The 23,935-nt window shown below is 36.1% G+C and carries 12 protein-coding genes; all 12 read left to right on the top strand.

What is annotated here, in order from left to right; all coding sequences use genetic code 11:
- The first annotated feature begins 331 nt into the window (after positions 1–331).
- The 12 genes from ACFS3A_RS20840 (at position 332) to ACFS3A_RS20785 (ending at position 23,924) form a co-directional block, all read left to right on the top strand.
- On the top strand, positions 332–3,475 hold the full coding sequence (locus tag ACFS3A_RS20840; protein WP_379827493.1) for a SusC/RagA family TonB-linked outer membrane protein: 3,144 nt from the start codon (positions 332–334) through the stop codon (positions 3,473–3,475).
- A 6-nt stretch (positions 3,476–3,481) separates the two neighbouring features.
- Complete coding sequence (locus ACFS3A_RS20835; RefSeq protein WP_379827492.1) at positions 3,482–5,014, top strand: RagB/SusD family nutrient uptake outer membrane protein; 1,533 nt, start codon at positions 3,482–3,484, stop codon at positions 5,012–5,014.
- 424 nt (positions 5,015–5,438) lie between these two features.
- The gene (locus ACFS3A_RS20830; RefSeq protein WP_379827491.1) at positions 5,439–8,594 is read left to right on the top strand and encodes a SusC/RagA family TonB-linked outer membrane protein; all 3,156 of its coding nucleotides are present in this window, start codon (positions 5,439–5,441) and stop codon (positions 8,592–8,594) included.
- Positions 8,595–8,635: 41 nt separating this feature from the next.
- On the top strand, positions 8,636–10,735 hold the full coding sequence (locus ACFS3A_RS20825) for a RagB/SusD family nutrient uptake outer membrane protein (RefSeq protein WP_379827490.1): 2,100 nt from the start codon (positions 8,636–8,638) through the stop codon (positions 10,733–10,735).
- A 424-nt stretch (positions 10,736–11,159) separates the two neighbouring features.
- Entirely contained in the window at positions 11,160–14,297 is a 3,138-nt protein-coding gene (locus ACFS3A_RS20820) for a SusC/RagA family TonB-linked outer membrane protein (protein WP_379827489.1), read from the top strand.
- Positions 14,298–14,319: 22 nt separating this feature from the next.
- Positions 14,320–16,266, top strand: coding sequence for a RagB/SusD family nutrient uptake outer membrane protein (locus ACFS3A_RS20815; RefSeq protein ID WP_379827488.1), 1,947 nt, complete (start codon positions 14,320–14,322; stop codon positions 16,264–16,266).
- A gap of 227 nt (positions 16,267–16,493) precedes the next feature.
- On the top strand, positions 16,494–17,960 hold the full coding sequence (locus ACFS3A_RS20810) for a sialate O-acetylesterase (RefSeq protein WP_379827487.1): 1,467 nt from the start codon (positions 16,494–16,496) through the stop codon (positions 17,958–17,960).
- Between the two features lie 162 nt (positions 17,961–18,122).
- A complete protein-coding gene (locus ACFS3A_RS20805) occupies positions 18,123–19,142 on the top strand; it encodes a family 43 glycosylhydrolase (RefSeq protein ID WP_379827486.1) in 1,020 nt (339 codons plus the stop codon).
- 3 nt (positions 19,143–19,145) lie between these two features.
- Entirely contained in the window at positions 19,146–19,475 is a 330-nt protein-coding gene (rhaM, locus tag ACFS3A_RS20800) for an L-rhamnose mutarotase (protein WP_379827484.1), read from the top strand.
- Between the two features lie 108 nt (positions 19,476–19,583).
- Entirely contained in the window at positions 19,584–20,918 is a 1,335-nt protein-coding gene (locus ACFS3A_RS20795) for a glycoside hydrolase family 88/105 protein (protein WP_379827483.1), read from the top strand.
- A 211-nt stretch (positions 20,919–21,129) separates the two neighbouring features.
- Positions 21,130–22,470, top strand: coding sequence for a hypothetical protein (locus ACFS3A_RS20790; RefSeq protein WP_379827482.1), 1,341 nt, complete (start codon positions 21,130–21,132; stop codon positions 22,468–22,470).
- Between the two features lie 50 nt (positions 22,471–22,520).
- Positions 22,521–23,924, top strand: a complete 1,404-nt coding sequence (locus ACFS3A_RS20785) for a family 43 glycosylhydrolase (protein ID WP_379827481.1) — start codon at positions 22,521–22,523, stop codon at positions 23,922–23,924.
- Positions 23,925–23,935: the final 11 nt, after the last annotated feature.

The raw sequence follows: 23,935 nt of genomic DNA, 5'->3' as shown, positions 1-23,935 counted from the left end.
AGCGTCCTGTTTTTTATGAATTTAATAAATGTATTATCTACAATTATTGTTATTTGTTTTTGAATAATATTCTTTTTTTGAATGGTTAAATAAGTAATACTTTAATTTTTTTTAAAATAAATTTTGAATGTGAAAATTGGGGTTTTTAAAAGATTTGCGTGCTTGAAAATCAGTAAGTTGACACTATTTATCTTGTTAAAAAAAGTAAAATAAAAATGCGCTAGAAATATAATATATTGATTTATAACAGGATACTACAGGATACCACGGATGTTGCTTCTAAATACATTTGGATTACTAGCTAACTATTAATTAACCAAATTAAACCTTTATGAAGAACAATCTTAATCTTTTGCTGATTATGATCTTATTTTTGCTTGCCAACTCATCAGGCTATGCGCAAGAAAAAACGGTTACAGGAACCGTTACAGACCCAGCCAAATTATCAATACCGGGTGTTAATGTAATTGTAAAGGGGACCAGCAGGTCGGCCAGTACAGATTTTGACGGTAAATACTCTATTTCGGCAGCACCCGGAGAAACATTGATTTTTTCGTTTGTGGGATTTGTTAAACAGGAAGTAAAACTTGGAGCCAACGCGAGTTACAATGTATCGCTTGAAGCTGAGAGTGCGAACCTAAATGAAGTTGTAGTAATTGGTTATGGGACTCAAAAGAAGAAACTAACCTCTGGAGCAATTTCAGGAATTAAAACAGAAACTTTTACAGAACGTCCAATCTCACGAATTGACCAAGGATTAATTGGTCAGGTAGCGGGGGTTCGTGTAAAGCAAACGACTGGTCTCCCAGGACAGCCTTTTAGTATAGAAATCAGAGGGGCTGGTTCTATTACAGCAGGAAACGAGCCTTTGTATGTTATTGATGGATTCCCAATTTACACTGAAGGGTCAAACAGTAACGGAGGCTTTTCTAACGGAAGTCCCCTTGACAATATGAATCCAAATGATGTGGCTTCGATTGAAGTTTTAAAAGATGCTTCTGCAGCAGCAATTTATGGTTCTAGAGCTTCAAATGGAGTAGTGATTATTACTACAAAGAAAGGTAAAAGGGGAAAGCCAAAATTTACTTTCAATACATACGGAGGAGTTAATAAAGAAGCTAACAGAGTGGATATGCTCTCTGCAGAAGGATGGATTAAGCGTGCAAAAACGATGATCGATTCGCAATGGGTTGGTTCTGGAATTGCCGGAGCATCTGCAAGTCAGACTACAGCACAAAGAATAGCAGCTTACAATGCGGTAAATCCTGCAACTCCGCTTACAACATCCAATTCAAGATATTTTACTTATTTATATGATGACAGATGGGACATGCCGGGGCATCCGGGATTGGATTATATTGACTGGCAGGATAAAGTTTTCCGTACGGGAGAATTCAGTAATTACCAATTAACGGCTTCTGGAGCTACAGATGCTGTAAATTATTATGTTTCTGCCAATTATCAAAAAAATACGGGATACATCATTGGAACTGATTATTCTCTTTTTTCTGCAAGAGCAAATGTAGATGTTAAATTGTCCGAAAACTTTAAAATGGGAATCAATTTGGCGCCTTCATATTCAATTAAAAATGATCCCGGAGTTGAAGGAAAAGATAATACTTTGTTTAAAGCTCTTACTGCAACTCCAGTTTTTGAAAGTGCTTCAAACGCCAAAGGAGAAAAATATACAACTCGTTATCCATGGGGGTCTAGTACAACAAATATGCTGAACGCTTTAGCGAGAACAGGGAGAAATTCTATGTACAGAAATCTAATTTCAGGATATGCCAGTTATCAGTTTGCTAAAAGTTTTACTTTAAAAAGCACTATTAATTTTGATAACTCAGACAATGTAAATGAAAGTTACACGCCAAATGATGTTATTGCAAGTATCAGAGGAGCATATAATACATACAGAAGACAAAATATCGTAAATGAAAATACGCTTACTTATGATAGAACTTTTGGAAAACACAGTTTTAATGTGCTTTTAGGAGAGTCTTTCAATTCGTATGAAATTACAAAATCTACAATGTCATCAGGAGCGCTTTATAACAGTTCAAGTATAGAAACACTTCCTGCGGGATCTATTGGTTCTACTACTGCTGAGAAAAACACATTACTTTCTTATTTTTCACGTCTTCAGTATAATTTCAAAGAAAAATACATTTTTGCAGCTAGTATCAGACGTGATGGATCTTCAAAATTTGGTACAGATAGAAGATGGGGAACTTTTTCTTCTCTTTCATTAGGATGGAGAGTTAAACAAGAAGCTTTTCTTGAGAATGTTGACTGGTTGACCGAATTTAAACTAAGAGCAAGTACTGGTATAAATGGAAGTAATAATATTGGAAGTTATGCGCAATATGCAACTCTAGGTACTTACAACTACACAATTGGAGGTGCAGTTGCAATTGGTCAGGGAGCAGCTTCTATACCAAACCCTTCATTGCATTGGGAAGAATCAAAAAGTATTGATTTTGGTTTGGATTTCGGATTTATTAAAAACAGACTTACCGGAACATTTGAGTTATACAGGAAAAATAATAGCGAATTGCTTTTAAGAGTTCCAGTTCCGGGAGATTCTGGTTTTCAAACCTATTTAACTAATATTGGAGAGGTGCAGAATCAGGGGTGGGAATTTGAGTTGAACTCTTTAAATGTTAAGACACCAAGTTTTGAATGGAGAACTTCTGCAAACATAAGTCATAATGAAAACAAAGTTTTGGCATTAGGTACTGGTCAGTCTAAAATTGAAATCAGCAATGCATATGATGGAGGTGTTCCATTTGTAAAGTTAGAAGTTGGAAAGCCAATGTATACAATTTTTGGATTGAAACAGAATGGAGTAATAACTCAGGCAGATATTGATGCAGGTGGAACTACAATCGGAGGAAATAAATTAGTACTGGGAGATCCAAGATATGTGGATCAAAACGGAGACAAAAAAATCAATTCAGAAGACCGTGTTGATTTAGGAAATCCAACTCCAAAATACACGTGGGGAATTACCAATACTTTTAAATACAAGGATTTAGATTTAAATGTTTTGGTTCAAGGGCAAAACGGAGGAACAGTTTACGGCTTAACAGGACGTGCTATTGACCGTACCGGAATGGGGTCCGTAGAAAACTCATTAAACGTTGATCCAGCTGTTAGAGGAAACTGGAGAACATCTTTTGGTTATCAGGCTAACTCAGACTGGTTGTATAAGTCGGATTATGTGAGTATTAGAAGTATTTCGATTGGTTATAACTTAAGACAAGCGCTTAAAGGAATTTCAAGAATTGATAATGCCAGATTATATGTAACAGGAGAAAACTGGTTTTACTGGAATAAATACAGAGTAGGTTTTAACCCGGAAGCAGTAAATACTTCTGCAAGTTCAAATAGTGATTTCTCTGTTCCTGTTGATTATGGTGGAGCACCTTTGGCAAAATCTTTAGTAATTGGGCTTAATATTAATTTTAATTAAAAGAAAATGAAAAAATATATCATCATAGCAGCAGGTGTTTTGTTATTTGCACAGTCATCTTGTACAGATGAATTGACACAATTGCCTTTGTCACAGGGAACAATCGAAAACTTTTATGCGACTCCGGGCGATTTTGTACAAGCTAGAAACGCAACGTATTCGATAGCTTTTCATGGAACATCTGTTTATGGTTACGCAAACCGATTAATGAATTTAAGCGAAACCAGATCAGATAATTTGATGGCTACAACACAGGCATCAAGAGATTGGGAAGGAATCAACAGTTTTTATACTTCTATCAGTTCTAATACTTACGTGAAAGAAGCTTATTTAACTAATTACAATGCAATTTACAAAGCCAATCAGTTATTGGAAAAAATAGCAGAAAAAGGAGATGCGATTTTTACGAATCCTGCTGATAAAACTTCAATGGCCGCAGAAGCTCGTTTTTTGAGAGCATTTTGTTATTTTGATTTAGTAAGATGGTTTGGCCGCGTACCGTTAATAGACAAAACATTAACAGCACAAGAAGCAACAAAAATACCAAGAACAGCTGTGGTAGATGTTTATAAACTAATTATTTCCGATTTAGAATTGGCTATTGCTGATCTTCCTCCATCTTATGATACTGCAAATTTTGGGCGTGTTACTAAATATGGCGCAAAGGCATTATTAGGACTAGTTTACATGACGCGATCAAGTCCAACTTACGGTATTGATGGTTCAACATTAGGATTAAATGAATGGGATAAGGCATACAAAGAATTAAATGACATTAAGTTAAGTGGTTTGTATGCTTTCGGAGCAGACTACGATCCAATTTTTAAAACAGAAGGGAATGCTAACAAAGAAAATGTACTTGTAATTCCGTACACACAAAATATTTCAACTCCGGTGGGAGGTAATTTTATGGTGGAATTAGGTTATGAGCCTTATTTTGCTTCTTTAAACTTGTCAGCACAAGGAGCTTTAGAATCCAGACCTATTTCAAACGGTTTTATGAGCTTGTTTGCTGCAACGGATAAAAGAAAAACCTTTGGAATTGCAACAAGTTATACTGTGGCTTCCGGAACATACAAAGGCAGTTATACACTTCCGGTTTTTAAAAAATATATTGATGCAACAAGATACGGAAACGGTCGTGAGGACTGGGGAGTCGATTTTATGATTACACGTTATACAGATGTATTAATGTTAATGGCTGAATGTACGCTTCATGGCGGTGGAGGTTCACAGGCAGAAGTTGATGATATAGTAAATAAAGTAAGAACCAGAGCGGGAGTTACCGCAAATGCCTCTAATATTACATTAGATGAATTGTTCGCAGAAAGAAGAAAAGAGTTTTTTGCAGAAGGAACAAGATGGTTTGATTTAATAAGATCAGGCAAAGCTGTAACGATTATGAATGCTTGGAGAGCAGCGGAAGATACTGAGAATAAAATCAGAACTATTGATAATAATTCATTGTTATATCCAATTCCGTTGTCAGAAATGCTTGCAGTTCCTGGATTATACGATCAGAATCTTGGTTACGATTGATAAATTTTGCTCCATTTTATTTTTTGTTTTGAGGAAAATCGTCTCATTTGAGACGATTTTTTTTGTTTTGATATGGTGAAAACCGGATAATATTTCTAAAAAAATAATTTTAAATGTTATGGGAATAGGTTTTTAAATGTAGAAATCGCACTTATTTTACTTATTAATTTTATAGTGTGTAAAAAAAAATATAAAAAATTACGACAATCTTAATTATTATCTTGATTTGTTTTTTTGTAATGATTTTTTGCTCTTTTCCTTTTGAAATCAAGGCTTACATGGATTTTATTGGTTAAAAAAAACTTAATAAGTGTATTTTATACACTGTAAATTAGGCGTCTAAGTCAGGATACAACAGGATACGGTGCAAAATGCTTCTGGATAAATTTGGAATAACTGATTAACTAACCAAATTTAACTTTTTATGAAAAACAAATGGAGTCTATTTGTGGTCTTCCTTATGTGTGTACTTGTACATACTTTGGGTTACGCACAAAACAAACCGGTTAAAGGTACAATTACCGATGTATCTGGGCTGCCTGTTCCGGGAGCCAACGTAATTATTAAGGGAACAAAGCAGGGAACTAGTACTGATTTTGACGGAAAGTATTCGATAAGTGCTTCTGCGGGACAAGTTTTGGTTTTTTCTTCTACCGGTTCAAAAACAGTTGAAAAAACAGTCGGAACTAATTCAGAAATTAATGTAGTGCTTGCTGACGAAATCTCTCAACTTAATGAGATTGTTGTTGTTGGTTATGGAACTCAGAAAAAATCTGATGTAACGGGATCAGTTTCAACTATTAATGCTGAGCAATTAATGAATCGACCTGTTTCAAATGCGACTGAAGCTTTACAGGGGAAAATTGCAGGGGTTGATATTACAACAAATGAGCGCCCTGGTAGTCTTGGTACCGTACGTATTCGTGGTACCCGATCTTTGACAGCAAGTAATGATCCTTTGTATGTTGTGGATGGTGTGCCGTTAATGTCTGCCTCTGCAATTGAAACTTTAAACCCGAGAGATATCGAATCGATGGATATTCTGAAAGATGCTTCGGCAACTGCTATTTATGGATCTCGTGGTGCAAACGGAGTTATTATTGTAACTACTAAACAAGGTAAAGCCGGCAGATTTACTTTAAATTATGCGGGTACAGTAACCACTTCTCAAATTGTAGACAGATCGCCATCAATGAGTGCTTCTGATTTTATTACTTTCAGACGTTGGGCCGCGTATAACCTTGACCCGACTAAATATGCTAATCCTGCAACACCTACTTATGATAATGACAAATTAATTTTTGACAGTGCGTTAGATGGTCAGACATCCAGAGATAATGTGTTAAAAGGATGGGCAAGTGGTACATGGGATGCTTCTAAAGTAACCAATACAGACTGGACTGATTATGTAACTCAGGGAGGAGTTAGTACAGAGCATGTTATTAGTGCCAGTGGAGGTTCTGAAAAAGTAAATACATACGGTTCTGTAGGTTATTTAGATAATCAGGGTACTCAAAGAGGACAATGGTATAAACGTTATACTGCAAAACTTACTTCGAATATCACTCCTGTAGATTGGTTTAAAATGAATGCTTCTTTTAATGTTTCATGGAGCGAACAGGATTACGGTATGTCAACTTTAAGCGCAAGAAGCGGTACATCTCCGGATGCAATTTATGGTGCGGCTAAACAAATTTACAATATTGCGGTTCCTTACGCTGCAAACGGTAATTTGATTATTAATCCGGGCGGTGAATCAGGTGTTTATACTATCATGGATGAGTGGGATAAAAGTACACAGCAATCTCAGACTATGCGTATTTTGGCTAACTTTTCTGCTAGTTTAGATTTCGGCAAAATGACAAAATCATTAGAAGGACTTACTTATAAGTTGAATTTTGGACCTGATTATCGTCATTGGAGAGAAGGTGCTTATATTGATGGAACATCATCATTAAAAGTAAACTCAAATGGTAGTGCTGGTGTTAATTATGCCCGCCTTCAAAACCGTCGCGATCTTTCGTGGACTGTAGATAATATTATTAACTATGACCGTACATTTGCTGCAAAACACAAAGTTGGTTTAACTTTACTACAAACAGCATCATCCTGGAATATAGAGAATTCTTCAATGAGTGCTAATAATATTCCTAAACCATCATTTTTATGGAATGCAATGGGCTCGGTAGATGCTACAAATGCAGCCAATAATGCACGTATGAGTTCAGGCCTTACGGAACGAGGTATTAGTTCTTATATGGTTCGTACTAATTATGGTTATGATAATCGTTATTTATTAACCGTGTCAGGACGTTGGGATGGAGTTACGCAATTATCGGAAGGGCATAAATGGGATTTTTTCCCTTCAGCAGCATTAGCATGGCGCGTTAACAATGAAAAATTCTTAAAAGATGTTGCGTGGATTGAAAATCTGAAATTTCGCTTAGGTGTTGGTACTTCTGGTAATTCTTCAGTTGATCCTTATGGAACATTAGGAAATATCAGTCAAATATTCCTTCCATTTAATGGAATGAGCAATGTGATAGGTTTTACTACAAACGAACCTTATTATACTTCTACTCAAACAGGAATGCCAAATAAAAACCTGGGATGGGAAAAAACGACACAATACAATCTTGGTTTTGACTTTAGTTTCTTAAAAAACAGAATCAGCGGTACTATTGATGCTTACAAATCGGATACTAAAGATTTATTATTACAAGTTGATATTCCGCCAGTATCAGGTTATCCATACATTGTTTCCAATATTGGCCAAACCAAAAATCATGGGGTTGAGGTAACGTTAAATCTTATTCCGGTACAAACAGCAAGCGGATTTACATGGGAAACTAATTTAAACGGTGCTTGGCAAAAAGATCAAATCGTTAGTTTGGCAAATGGTGCACAAGACATGGTAAGCAACTCATGGTTCATTGGTCAGTCTATTGCGGTTCGTTATGGATATGATAATCAGGGAATGTGGCAGAATACTCCTGAAGATCTTGCTGAAATGGCTAAATGGAATGCTAATGGTTACAAATTTACACCAGGAAACGTAAGACCTAAAGATCAGAATGGTGATTATAAAATGGATGGTACTGACCGTGTAGTTGTAGGGAACAGTAATCCTAACTGGACAATGGGATGGAATAATAACTTTACTTATAAAGGGTTTGATCTTGGAATAAATCTATATGGACGTATGGGCTATACTGCTTCTTTAGGAGGTGAAGCTTTAACAGCACATGCTAATCAACGTGAAACGGATTACTGGACTCCGGATAATCCAAATGCTGAATTTCAAAAACCAATTTTAGGTCAGGCAACTTCAGGTTCAGCAGATGCTTTCTCCGGACTTCTTGGTTTTCAAAAAGCGGCATTTGTAAAAATTCGTAATATTTCTTTGGGGTATAATTTGTCTAAAGATTTTGCAAATAAAATTGGGTTGGCAAATATGAAATTATATGTTCAGGCTGTCAATCCGGGAAGTATTTACCAGTCACTAGATTGGTATGATTTTGACACTAATAGAACTTATTTCAATCGCAGTTTTGTTATGGGCGTTGAAGTTGGTTTTTAATGAATTGTGGCGAATTGAAGTATAATATTAAATGTGAAAAAATGAATAATATAAAAAATATAGGAATCGGTCTTTTATTAATGACAGGGCTGTTTTTTGCTTCGTGTTCAGAAGACTTTCTTGACGAAGAACAAACAAATGCATATTCTACAGCTTATTTTGATACACCTGAAGGGCTTCAGGCTCTAACGGTGTCACTTTATGGTAATATTCGTTGGCATTTTGGTTTTGAATGGTCTTATGGAAATACATTGTATGGTACAGATGAGTTTACCAATGCAAATGATCTTACCAACGAAATGTGGAATACCTATGATAACCGTTTTGGACCGGTAGGGGCATCAACTTCAACGGGAGCGGCGAATGGAAATGCTACGAATCCAAATGCTCTTTGGGATGAAATGTATTATGGTATTGCATCTTGTAATACGATCATAGCTAAAGCAGAAACGGTGATTTCAGATTTAAAAATCAGAAACCGTTGTTTAGCCCATGCTTATTTTTTAAGAGGATACAACTATTATAGACTTGTTGCGCAATACGGAGGTGTTGTACTGCAAACAAAACCTATTGAAGGAGTTGTTCGTAACTACGAACGCGCTACAGAGGAGAAATGTTGGGAACAGGTAATTTCTGATTTCCGTAATGCTTACAGTCTTTTTGAAGGAGAAGTTTTTACTTATGGAAAAGGGATTACATGGACAAAAGCCACTGCGGCACATTTTCTTGCAAAAGCTTTGTTGTTCCGTTCATCTGAGCGTAATGATACGTGGAATAATGCTTATAAAGATACGGATCTTAAAGAAGCAATTGATGCTTGTTCGTATGCTATTACAGCACGCGGACCACTAACACCTAATTATAGTGATTTATATGCAAACTGGACAGGAATTGACTGCCCGAATGAACAGTTAAATGAAATTTTGATGGCTGCGGGACATAATGCAGATGCGGCTACAGTTGGTCGTTTTGGAAACCGTACCTATAGCTATTTTGCCCCTCAATTTTCAAGTTTTTCAGGCGGATGGGTTAGACGTGGTGTTTGGATTGGAAGTATGGATTTTCAGCGTTGTCGTCCAACGGAATATACATACGGAATTTTTGATCACGTAAACGATGCACGTATGTGGAAAACATTTAGAACTGTTTATGGAGCAAATACTGTAGTGACTGCAAGTGCAGGTGTGAAAGTCGGAGATCCTGGTATTGTAATGATCTTGAATACTAAAAATGACAATACTTATAATAGTGCTAAATTTGGTGCTAGTGTACAAGCGCCAACTTGGACAGATGTTAATGGTCGTCTTCCGGAATGGAATACAGGAGCGAGACAAACCGCTACTTCTGGAACTTTGGCAGTTAAAAAAGGACAATTTGTACCGAACTCTTCAGTATTATACCAAAATGGAGTTTATGTAGCCCCTACATTTAAAAACCAGCCAATTTGTAACTTCTTTGCTGGTATCAATAAAACAGAATGCGGATCTCGTACTGCTGAAAGAGGTGATTCACATCGTGATGTAATTATGGCGCGTCTTGCAGAAACTTATTTGGTGCGTGCGGAATGTTATGCTCGTCTTGGTCAGTATGGAAATGCGATGCAGGATATCAATGTAGTGAGAGTCAGAGCGCAATGGAAAGCTGGAGAAAACAGATCGTATTACAATGATGGTTCTCAGGCGTTTAAAGTAAATCCTTTAAATACAGGAACTTCAGCTACAAACTTTACAGCTTCTAATTTAGATATGAATACCTATTATTTGTCTAATCCAACACTTGCTGTTACAACTGCAGCTTCAGATCTAAGATTAACTTCATTTCCTAATAATTTACCGGCTGAAGACGAGGCTGTTATGGTTAAAGTTGGAGCTTCAACAGATAAAGAACGTGCAATCAACTTTATTCTTAATGAGTCTACTCGTGAGCTTTTAGGAGAATGGCAGCGTTGGGAAACACTTTCTCGTACTGGAATGCTTATTAAACGTGCGAAAGCATTTAATGCTGAAGCAGCACCTAACATTACTGTTAATAAACACGAACTTCGTCCAATTCCTCAATCATTTATTGATGGATTGTTAAACGATGATGGCTCTAATTTATCCAGCTCACAAAAAGCAGCATGGCAGAATCCTGGATATTAGCATTTTTTATTTTTTGTTTTTGAAGAAGAAAATCGTCTCATCTGAGACGATTTTTTTTTGATTTAAATGTGATTAATAAGCAGATAATGTCATGAAAAGTTAGTCTTTGTTTTTTGAAGTTTTAGAAATGGGCTTTCGAATATTAAAATATCAATTATTTTACCTGTTAATTTATTTATTTTTAAAATTTTTTATAAAAAAATATAAGAATCTAACCTATGGTGTTTGTTTTATTTTATTTTAATGATTTTTTAATGTTTCCTTTTAAAATCAAGCCTTTTGAAGATTTTATTGGTTAAAAAAAAGTTAATAAGTGTATTTAATACACTGTTAATTAGGCTTGTAAGTCAGGATACCACAGGACACAGCGAAATTAACTTCTGAATAAATTTGGTTAACTAATTATTTAACCAAATTTAACTTTATGAAAAACAATTTGAATGTGCTGCTGCTAACAGGTATGCTTGTATTATTTCATACAATCAGTTATGCACAGAGCAAAGTAGTGAAAGGCACTGTTAAAGACGCTGCCGGATTACCGATTCCGGGAGTTAATGTACTCATTAAAGGAAGCCAGAATGGCGTAAGCACAGATCTGGATGGAAGTTACACCATTAATGCCGCTTCAGGAGATGTTCTTACTTACAGTTTTATCGGTTTTAAAAAACAGGAAATTCCTGTTGGACAGGCTGCGGTTTACAATGTTGTGCTTAAAGAAGATGACAATTCTCTCGAAGAGGTAGTCGTAGTAGGTTACGGTGTAAAAAAGAAAAAGGATCTCACAGGATCAATTGTAAGTGTGAATGCTGAAGAGATTGCATCAAGACCAGTTGTAAATGCAGTTCAGGCTATGCAGGGAAAAGCTGCGGGGGTAGATGTCTCTTCTAATGAGCGTCCGGGAACTGTCGGTAGTATTACAATTCGTGGAGCTCGTTCTATTTCTGCTTCAAATGCACCTCTTTACGTAGTAGATGGTATTCCTTTAAATTCAAGATTGGTTACAGATGCCTCAACAGGAAAAATTAGCGTTGATGCCAATTCGGGAGGTATAGATTTCTTAAATCCTACTGATATCGAAACGATTGACGTTTTAAAAGACGCCTCTGCTACTGCAATCTATGGTTCCCGAGGAGCAAACGGAGTTATTATTGTAACAACGAAAAAAGGTAAAAACGGAAAATTTACGTTGAATTACGATACTTCACTGATGACAGAAACAATTCATGAAAACGCTCCAATGATGACTGCTGCCGAATATATTGAATTTCGTCGTTGGGGAAGATATTACTCTAATCCTTCCGCTTTTCCAAAAGGAGATGCTCCAAACATTGAAAATGACAGATTGATTTTCCTGGCTTCAGCAGATCCTTCTGCATGGGCAAATGTAGAAAAAGGATGGAGGGATGCAAATGGAAATCTTACTACAACCTGGGATGGCTCTAAAGTAGCTACAACAGACTGGAGTAAATTTGTAACCCGAACAGGAAACACACAACAACATACCATTGCGGTTAGTGGTGGAACTGAAAAAATGAAAGGTTACGGTTCATTTGGATATCTGAACAATACAGGAACGCTGTTTGGACAAAGCTATGTACGCTATAGTGGTACAGCAAATGTAGATATTACGCCAACAAAATGGTTTTCAATGGGAGTAAGTCTTAACACAAGTTACGGTATAAATGAATATGGACAGTCTAATGTGGGAAGAACCGCTGTTACAAGTTCGACAGGAATTTATAATACAGCCCGAACCAATCTTCCTTATGCGGTTCCTTATGACAGTAACGGAAACAGAATTGACAACCCAGGAGGAGATTCTACTATTCGAACTCCTGTTGATGAATATAAATTGTCTCAGGATCAGCGTGTAACACTTCGTGCTTTTGGTAGTTTATATGCGCAGTTTGATTTAGGAGCAATTTCTTCTAAACTAGACGGATTAAAATACCGTATCAATTTTGGACCAGATCTTACTTCTTATCGTGACGGAGTTTATTTGGATGGTAAATCGGCTATTCGTTCAGGAACAAGTTTTGCTTCTCTTGCAAATGAAAAAACCATTTCATATACACTGGACAACTTACTGCTTTACAATAAAACTTTCGGGAAACACAATATTGGAGGAACTTTGTTAATGAGCCAGACAGAATATCATAATGAGAATAGTTCGATGTCTGCAAATGATATTAAAAACCCTGCAAACAAGTGGAATGCTTTGAATCCTGCAAATGTTACACTTGCCGGATATTCTTCCGGATTAACAGATACTGGATTATTGTCTTATATGGGAAGGGTAAGTTATGGATATACAGATAAATATTTGCTTACAGCTTCAGGTCGTTATGATGGAGCTTCCCAATTGGCATCAGATAACAGATGGGCATTTTTTCCTAGTGCATCTGCTGCATGGGTAATTAATAAAGAAAAATTCCTTGAAAATGTAAACTGGCTTAATCAATTAAAAATTAGAGTTGGTTATGGTGTTACGGGCAACGCTGCCGTTCCTGCTTATGCTACTCAGCCTCCATTAATTGGTATTGTTTATCCAACCGGATCTGGTGTAACAAACAATACTTCGTTAGGAAATGTTGATTTAGGTTGGGAAAAAACAGCACAGTTTAACTACGGTTTAGATTTTTCAATGTTTAATAGCAGAATTTCCGGAGCTCTGGATTATTTCACAAGTAAAACAACAGATTTGTTACTAAAAAGTAGTATTCCAACGACTGGCGGGGTTAAAGATACTTATCGAAATGTTGGAGAAACGGAAGGACATGGTCTTGAGCTTACTTTGAATACTATAAACGTTGCAGTTAAGGATTTTGAATGGACAACCAATATTAGTGCTTCTTATCAGCAGAACAAAATTGTGTCACTTCAAAATGGAAAATTTGACGATATCAACAACAATTTATTTATTGGAAATTCGCAAAATGTAATTTATGGTTTCGCATCAAATGGAATATGGAGGCCTGAAGATGCTGATGAAATGGCAAAATTTAATGCTGCTGCAGGGTCAAATATTTTCTCTTTTGGTAATGCAAGACCTGTAGATCAAAATGGAGATTATAAAATAGATGCTAATAATGACCGTGTTATTATTGGTTCTAAAGATCCAAAGTATATCGTAGGTATGACCAATAGTTTTACCTATAAAAATTTAGACTTTTCAATCTTTGTATATGGTCGTATGGGATATTTATACGATACTTTAGGAGAGAATGAAGGAGCTAAGGGAAGCCAAAGACAAATCAATTATTATACAGACAATAATACAAATGCTGAATACCAGAAACCAATTTATTCTGCAGGAACCGGAGATCCTTATTTTCCGGTATTAGGATATCGAAATGGTTCATTTTTAAAAATAAGAAATATTTCTCTTGGTTATCGTTTTGATAAGGAATTTGTAGAAAAATTAGGTCTTGCAAAGCTTAGATTATACTGTCAGGCTAATAATTTGGGGATGATTTTTACTAAAGTGAAATGGACTGATCTGGATACGCAAACAACTGCTTCAAACCGCGGTATGACTTTAGGACTAAATGTCGAATTTTAAAATAATTCTAAAAGACAACATTATGAAAAATTATAAAAAAAGATATATTAATATGATGCTGCTTACCGTTGTGGCTTTTAGCACTTCATGTAATAAAGATTTTCTTGATGAAGAACTGACTACTGCGTATAGTAAAGATTATTATAAAACAGAGGCAGGAATCCAGGCTTTAGCTGTTGGAACAAATTATCAGGTTTTGGCCACCGAATTTGTGGGTGAAGTACCTCTTGCTGTATCACAATCGGGTACAGATGAGTTTCATGCCGGAGGAGATCCTTCGAACTGGATTTGGAATTCCTATTCTTCAGGTTTCAAAGCTTTTGTAACAGTGAATAACGCCAATACAGTGGCGGCAAATACCAATTGGGATAATTTATATATCGGAATTGGAAATGCTAATCAGTTAATCGAAGCAGCTACTGAGATTGTGTCAAGTAATGATGCTGTCAAGAAAACAGCTTTGGGCGAAGGCTATTTTTTAAGAGCTTTTAATTATTTAAAATTAGTAAACCAGTATGGAGCGGTTCCTTTAGTTCTAAAAACAAGCACTACTGTTCAGTTAGAATTTACAAGAGCAACACCTCAGGAAGTTTTAACTCAGGTAATTGCCGATTTTACGCAAGCTTATAATTTACTTTCGAATGCTGGTGCTCCTGCAAAAATTACAAAAGATGCAGCGGCGCATTATTTGGCAAAAGCTTATTTGTTTCGTGCGAGTGAAGTTAATGACGTCTGGAACTCTGCAACAAAAACTGCCGATTTGCAGCAGGTCGTTACTTTATCAGATGAAGTTATTTCACATCATCCATTAGCGGCAAATTATCAAAATTTATGGAATTATACTACTGCTGACGGCGCTAACGAACAATTATCAGAGTTGATTCTTTCTGCGCAGTTTAATGCCAGTACTCTAATCACTACTGCAAATCAACAGCACTTGTATTTTCTTTCTACTTACGACCAGCTCCCTCAAATGAAACGTAATCTGGCCGGTGGAAGACCTTTCAGTCGTCTGGCGCCTACTTATTTTGTTTATGATGTGTTTGATCATGTAAACGATTCCCGTTTCTGGAAAAGTTTTCAGACCAAAAGCATCATTAATAACAAATCAGGTAATTATTATGCAAACGGCGATTTAGGTATTATGTATGTCGTAAACAATGCATCTGATACTCGTTTTGTGAACACAAAAAATACTGATGTGATTGTTAATCCAAAAACCGGAAAAACAATTCCAAGTGTATATGTGGCATACGCGGCAGACAAAAAAGGTCTAATGTCGGATGTTCGTTTTCCTTCTCTAAGTAAATACATGGATGGAAACAGAATCGATTTAAGTAGTATAAGAGGATCTCGTGACGTGATATTGGCACGTTCAGCTGAAACATACTTAATGGCTGCCGAAGCAAAAATACGTTTGGCAAAAGCTGGAGGAGGAGCCAGTTTTTCTGATGCTTTAGTCTATATAAATGCTGTACGAAACCGAGCGACTTATAAATCGGGAGAAAATCGCAGTGCTTATGTTGACGGTTCTGCGGCGTGGACAGTAACGGGTCAGGCAGGAATTCCTATTTCGTATACTCCTGAAAATTCGTATTACGAATCTAATAATATTGCGACTACAACTGCTCCAACAAATTTAACGATTACAAGCGTAAACGTATTACCTGCAGAGGATATGGCAGTTATTGCCAAATTAGGATACAGTAGTGATTACGATAGAATGTTGTGTCTAATATTAAATGAACGAACAAGAGAACTCTGTGGTGAATTTCATCGTTGGCAGGACCTTAGCAGGACTAAAACTTTAGTAGCAAGAGCCAGAGCTTATAATATTGAAGCGTCTCCAAATATTCAAGAGTATCATAATTTGCGTCCGATTCCACAAACCTTTCTGGATGGTGTGTATGCAAGTGGAAAACCTTTAACTTCTGCTGAAAAACAAGCGATGCAAAATCCGGGATATTAATTTTTAAGTTTTTATATACAATAGAACCGCCAATTTTAAGGCGGTTCTTTATATTTTAGAAGTAATTAGAAACATTGTTTAGACTACATTTCGTAAACAGGGTACTACAGGATACCAATAACGATTAAGTATCATATCTTTAAATTTTTAGTATTAAAATTATATAACTAATGATTTATTCGGTAAATTTTTTTCTATTATTTATTTTTTTTGGAATAGGGCTGAATTTGACTGCACAAGTAAAACTGCCGGCTTTGGTAGGGGATAATATGGTCTTACAGCAAAACTCAAAAGTTAATTTGTGGGGATGGGCTTCTCCAAATGAAAAAATAAATCTTAAGTTAGGATGGAAGCAGAATGCAGTAGAAATTACAACTAATATTGACGGAACGTGGAAAACTGTTGTTGAAACGCCACAAGGAAGCGAAAAGTCATATGAAATCACAATTGAAGCTTCCAATAAAATCATTCTTAAAAATGTACTGATTGGTGAAGTTTGGGTTTGTTCCGGACAGTCAAATATGTATTTTCCAGTGGGAAAAGAAGACGGCACTTGGAAAACAGGTGTTAAAAACTACGAAGAAGAAATTCAAAGTGCCAACTTTCCATCTATCAGATTATTTACCGTTCCAACTAAAGCTTCTCAAAAGCCTTTAGACGATGTCAGTGCAAACTGGAAAGAATGTTCGCCTCTATCAATCAAAACATTTTCAGCCGTGGCTTATTTTTTTGGACGCGATTTATACCAAAATTTGAAAGTTCCAATTGGATTAATTTCTTCTTCATGGGGAGGAACAAAAGCTGAAGCTTGGACTTCGCAAAAGGTTTTGGAAGAAAACCCAGACTTTCTGGGAATATTAGAAAATGATGCCAAAAACGAAAAATTATTTCAAGAGAAACTAGAAAAATATTATGCGGATTTAAAAGCCGAAAGAACTTCAAATAATAACGATTTAACCAAAACGGAGCTTAAAAAACCGAAAAAAGAAGAAAATAAAACTTCTTATGTTTTGTACAATGCCATGCTTCATCCTTTGACCAATTATACTATAAAAGGGGTAATCTGGTATCAGGGAGAAAGTAATGCCGAAAAAGCATTTTTGTACAGAAGTCTTTTTCCAGCTATGATAAAAAACTGGAGAAGCGATTGGAATCAGGGAGATTTTCCATTTTATTTTGTTCAGATCACGCCGCACAAAGGTCAGAATCCTGATATAAGAGAAGCACAGTTATTGGTTTCAAAATCGGTTCCAAATACTGGAATGGTCGTCACTACAGATGTTGGAAATGAAACTAATATTCATCCCATAGACAAACAGACAGTGGGATATCGTTTAGCTTTACTGGCAAGATCTAAAACGTACAACGAAAAAAATTTAGTGTATTCGGGACCAGTTTACAATCATATGAAAATCAAAAAACAGAAAATTCAGTTGTTTTTTGATGAGGTAGAAAACGGATTTAAAAAGACAGCTGATTTAAGAGAATTTGAAGTTGCAGGAAGCGATCAAGTTTTTTATCCTGCAGAAGCAAAAATTGATGGAAAAACAATTATCGTTTCCTCATCAAAAGTAAAAAATCCGGAAGCGGTGCGTTTTGCATGGAAAGCCGTTCCGAATCCAAATTTATTTAATACTGAGAATCTCCCAGCATCTCCTTTTAGAACTGATGATTGGCAGAATATTAAAAATTAAAAGTTTGTAGACTTTGTATAAAAATAAGTCCAGTTTGTCATTCCGAGAAACGAGGAATCACACTAGTAACTCGACACAGTATGTCGCCAATCTTTATCGAATCCCGAGTGTGATTCCTCGTTTCTCGGAATGACAAAATTGAGCAAAAAATAACAAAACCAAATGAAAAATAAACTAAAAAATCTTTTTCTAAATCTTGCAACTGTGTTGTTCACTTTGACAATGATAGCTCAAAAAGAAAATAAAGAAGATCAAAAACATGCGGCGCCAAAGCCATTGTATCGCGATCCTATTTATGACGGTGCTGCCGATCCTACCATTGTATGGAATAAAAAAGAAAAGCTGTGGTTTATGTTTTATACCAATAGGAGAGCAAATGATTCTACAGCTAAGGGAATTACATGGGTTCATGGCACTAAAATAGGAATTGCAGTATCAAAAGACGGCGCAAAGTGGACCTACAAAGATACTTGCAACATCAATTATAAACTTAAAGATATAACGTACTGGGCTCCAGATGTAATTGAATACAAAAATAAATACCATATGTATCTTACCATCGTACCAGGAATATTTAATGACTGGTATCATCCGCGTTCGATAATTCATCTTACCAGCACTAATTTGATGGATTGGAAGTTCGAATCGGAACTAAAATTGGCTTCTGAGCGATGCATTGACGCTTCGGTTTTTAGATTGCCAAATGGAACTTGGAGAATGTTTTACAATAATGAAAACGATGGAAAATCAATTTATTATGCAGACAGTAATGATTTGTACAATTGGAAAGACAGCGGTACAAAAATTATAAAAGACCGTGGCGAAGGGCCAAAAGTTTTTGTTTGGAAAGGAAAAAACTGGATGATTTCTGATTCCTGGAGAGGACTGAATGTGTATTCTTCCGAAGATTTTCTAAACTGGAACCGTCAGGAGAAAAATATACTGCAGCTTCCTGGAAGTGGCCAAGATGACAAAGTAATTGGAGGACATGCAGATGTCATGGTAAATGATGGTAAAGCGTATGTTTTTTATTTCACTCATCCGGGAAGAACTCCAGAAAACAAAGGAGTTGACAATTATGAAACTAAAAGAAGCTCTATACAGGTTGCAGAACTTGAATATAGTAACGGAGAAATTAGCTGTAATCGTGACAAATCAGTTCAAATTAATTTAAAACATTAGAAAATGGAAAATAAAAAGACCATTAGGAATGCTTTCAAAATGAAATTAAAACCGGGTTTTGAAGCAGAATATAAAAAAAGACATGACGAAATCTGGCCGGAACTACAGGCTTTATTGTCTGAAACAGGCATACAGGATTACACTATTTTTTTAGATGAAGAAACACTGATTTTATTTGCAGTTCAAAAAATCAGTCCTGATTTTGATGAAAAGTATCTGCCGAACCATCCATTAATAAAAAAATGGTGGGCTTATATGGCTGATATAATGGATACCAATCCAGATAATTCTCCGATTGCCATTTCGTTAAAAGAAGTTTTTCATATAGATTAAAAAATAATTTTATAACTTCTTCGCTTTCAATGACAATAGACCACTTTGGGAAACCAAAATTGTTATTGCAATATTAAATTGAATCTTATTAACCAAAAAATACTAACTATGAACCATTCATCTGTAAAAATACTTGCCTTAATCACATTTGGGGTTTTTGCTTCCGCGAATGCGCAGACAAATGATGTTACCACACCTTTGCATGCCATGCAGCCGGATTATATAACGCCTTATGTTGTTCCAGAGAAAAATAATATTGAAGCTGTTTTAAATCGGGTGTATAATTTTCTTGAAGAAAATACCGCTTCAAAAGTTCTCAATGCAAGTGACAATTCAGAAGTAAAAGATTTCAAAAAAGCAAAAGGCAAACTTGTTTTTTCTCCAGGCTCTTTCAGGCTTACAAGCTACGAATGGGGTGTTACTTATGCCGGAATGCTTTTGGCGACTGAAGCAACAGGAAAAAAAGAATATGCAGATTATGCTAATAAGCGTATTAAATTAATCGCAGATCTTGCTGAAAATTTCAAAAGCGACAATGTACAAGATTCGCCAATTCGCACCGTTTTAAAGCCGCATGCATTAGACGATGCCGGAGCACTTTGTGCTGCTTTTATCAAAGCAAAAAAAGGAGGACTAAATGCAAATGTTGATCCGGTAATAAATAACTTCATTAAATACATCAGCGAAAAAGAATATCGTCTAAAAGATGGAACACTGGCTAGAAATAGACCACAAAATAATACACTTTGGCTGGATGATATGTTTATGAGTGTTCCAGCTTTAGCACAAATGGGGAGTTATACAGGAGACAAAAAATATTTTGATGATGCTGTAAAACAAGTCAATCAGTTTTCAGAAAGAATGTTCAACAGTCAAAAAGGAATTTATATGCACGGCTGGGTAGAGTCAATGCAGACACACCCCGAGTTTCATTGGGCAAGGGCAAATGGATGGGCAGTGATGACTATGGTAGAATTATTGGAAGTGCTGCCAAAAAATCATCCTGGATATCCTCAGGTTCTAGCGCAGCTTCAAAAACATATAGCCGGACTTATGCAGTATCAAGACGGAACAGGTTTCTGGCATCAATTGCTGGATCGAAACGATTCTTATCTTGAAACTTCGGCAACTGCCATTTATACGTATTCTATTGCAAGAGCAATTAATCGTGGTTATGTTGATAAATTGGCTTATGCACCTGCAGTTTTATTAGCGTGGAATGCAGTAGCTTCCAAAGTAAATGAAAAAGGTCAGGTAGAAGGAACCTGTGTAGGAACTGGAATGGCATTTGACCCTGCTTTTTACTATTACCGTCCCATAAATTTATTTGCAGCTCATGGTTACGGACCAGTGCTATTGGCTGGAGCCGAAATAATCACACTTTTAAAAAATAATCAATTTGAAATGAATGACAGTTCTATTCAGTTGAAAATTAAGGGATAATAGGTTGTAAGTTATAAGTTATAGGTTATAAGTTATGAGGTAAGAGGTATTCGGTATTCGGTATATGTGAGAGTTTACCGTTCCAATTTTAAAAACATAACCCATAGTTTCAACTATGGGAATGCGATGATGTGCAGTATGCGTTTATCATTTTAATTTTAAAGACATAGCGCATATTTTCAATTAGATAAGGTTAATCAAAAGCAAACGGATGAAATTCAAATCAATCTCAATTATATTTTTACTTTTTTTCTCGGCGACAACTTTTAGTCAGATTGGAAAACGCTTCCCATCTGAGAAAAAGATAATCAAAGATCCGGTTACAGGTGTTGATTTAATCTTTTTAACTACGAAATCGGCAGGTGATTCGAAAACATATCCAACTCATCCGCAATGGACAGCAGATGGCGAGTGGCTCATTTTCAGAACCAAAAGAGCCAATGGTGATGCAGTTGCGGTAAATGAAAAATCAGGTGTGATGGTTCAGGTTACAGAAGGCGGTTACAGCGGTACTTTGTGTATGGCGCAAAAATCGATGAAATTGTATTATATGCGCAAAGGCGAAGAAAATACAATGCAAATTGTAGAAGTAAATCTGGAAAACGTTTTTAAGGACAGTCATGCCGGAAAAATGAAAACGGTTGCTGCTTACGAACGAATCTGCGGGATAACACCTTCAGAAATGGGCGCTTCTGGCGATATGGCTTTGGATGCTGATGAAGATCGTGTGTATTTTAGAATTGGAAGAGAAGAAGCAGCTAAACATTTAGATCCGAATGTTAAACTAGAAAAAAACTATGGTCCTAGAAATATGGGAGCAGGCCCTGGAGGTATTGGCAGTATGAATATAAAAACAGGAGAATTGAAACATGTAGTTTCGGTGCCGTTTCAAGTAGGTCATATTCAATCGAATATCTGGAATCCAGGCGAACTGGTTTTTTGCTGGGAAACTGGCGGTAAATCGCCTCAGCGTACCTGGACGGTTATGGCAGACGGAACGGGTTTAAGACCGCTGTATCCTGAATCAGATTATGAATGGGTAACTCACGAAGCGGTAATTTCTAAGGATGAGGTGGCAATGGCTATTATGGGACACCGAAAAATAGATATTCAAAAAGAAACTCCCGTTGAAGTTACGGAAAGCACAGAAATCAGAAATCCGCAGAATCCAGGACAGGAAAGCAATTGGGGAAATTCGGGAACTCGTGAAAAACCAACAGGTTTAGCAATTGTAAATTTAAGAACCCGCGAAATGATTATTGCCGGACAAACCAAAAGTGGCAGCGGATTATGGCATGTACACGGTTCTGCTGACGGAAGATGGGCTGTTGGAGATGATTTCTCTAGAAGTTTATATCTGATTGATCGTAAAACCAACGAAATGATAATGCTGACAACAGGTCACAAACAAACTGCTGCAGATCATGTACATCCGACTTTTAACAGAGATGGAACTAAAATTCAAATTCAGTCAGCAATGCTTTCTGAGGATAACAGAACTTTAAATATCTGTATTGTAAATGTGCCTAAAGACTGGCTGAAGAGAAAATAGCTTTATAAAAATTCCAAATTTTAAATCCAACCGAAACTAAAATATAAACAATGAAAAAAACAGTATTCTGGATAGTTTTTCTTGCCAATATCATTATTTCTTCTGCTCAAAAGTTGGAGAGAATGGATGCTGTTTATTCTGGAGTACCATGGTTTGATCAGAACGGAAATATCGTTAGTGCACACGGCGCCTGTATTGTAAAAGAAAAAGAGACGTTTTATCTTTTTGGAGAAGCTCATTCTGATGACAACAATGCATTTGCAGGATTTAATTGTTATTCGTCCAGAGATCTTTATAATTGGAAGTTTGAAAGTGTGGCTTTGCCATTGCAAAAAGAAGGAAAATTAGGCCCCAATCGTGTTGGAGAAAGAGTAAAGGTGATGAAATGTCCCAAAACGGCTGAGTATGTAATGTATATGCACGCCGATTCTCTGACCTATAAAGACCAATTTGTGGGTTATGCTGTTTCAAAAAACATAGAAGGACCTTATACATTTAAAGGCCCGCTTTTGTTTGAAGGAAAACCGATCAAAAAATGGGATATGGGAACTTTTCAAGACGATGATGGTTCGGGATATATTTTGGTTCACGGCGGTGAAATTTATAAATTAAGTGATGATTATAAGTCGGTTACAGAAAAAGTGAACGAAAATATAACAACAGGTTTTGAGTCGCCAACCATGCTTAAAAAAGATAATCTGTATTATTTTATTGGCTCGCATCTGACCAGCTGGGAACGAAATGACAATTATTATTACACTTCAAATTCAATTAAAGGTCCATGGGAATCGAGTGGTTTAATTGCTCCCGAAGGAACATTGACATGGAATTCCCAATCAACTTTTGTTTTGCCTGTTAAGGGAACAAAAACAACAAGTTATATATTTATGGGAGACCGCTGGTCTTTTCCAAAACAAGCATCTTCGGCAACTTATGTCTGGCAGCCGCTTACTATTTCGGGAACTTCTTTAAAAATTCCAGAGTATCAAGAAAGCTGGCAGATTGATTTACAGACTGGAATTGTGTCTGTACAAAAAAATGCAGACAAAATCTTAAAAAACACAGATTCAAAAATTAAATATTCTGGTAATTGGAATCATGCTGTAAAAGAGAATAAGATTTCAGAAAGCAAATCAGATGATAAAAATGCTTCATTTTCTGTACAATTTAAAGGACAACAGATTGGCTTTTCGAGTTTTGTTGGCAGTGAAAATGGTTATGCCAAAGTTGTTTTGACAGATAAAGAAGGAAAAACGATTACCACTGCAATCATTGATATGTACAGTAAAAGTACAATGGAAACATCAGTTTATAAATCTCCAGTCTTAAAAAAAGATACTTATACGTTGACAGTTTATGGAACTGGAGAAAGACCAAATTGGTCAGACAAAAGAAAATCAAATTACGGCAGTACAGGAAATTATATTTCTTTAACCAAGATTACCATAAGATAATAAAACACAAA

Source organism: Flavobacterium notoginsengisoli, assembly GCF_042686225.1.
Taxonomy (GTDB): Bacteria; Bacteroidota; Bacteroidia; order Flavobacteriales; family Flavobacteriaceae; genus Flavobacterium; species Flavobacterium notoginsengisoli.
The sequence above is the reverse complement of the archived record's forward strand: the minus strand, read 5'-3'. Positions and strand labels throughout refer to the sequence as shown.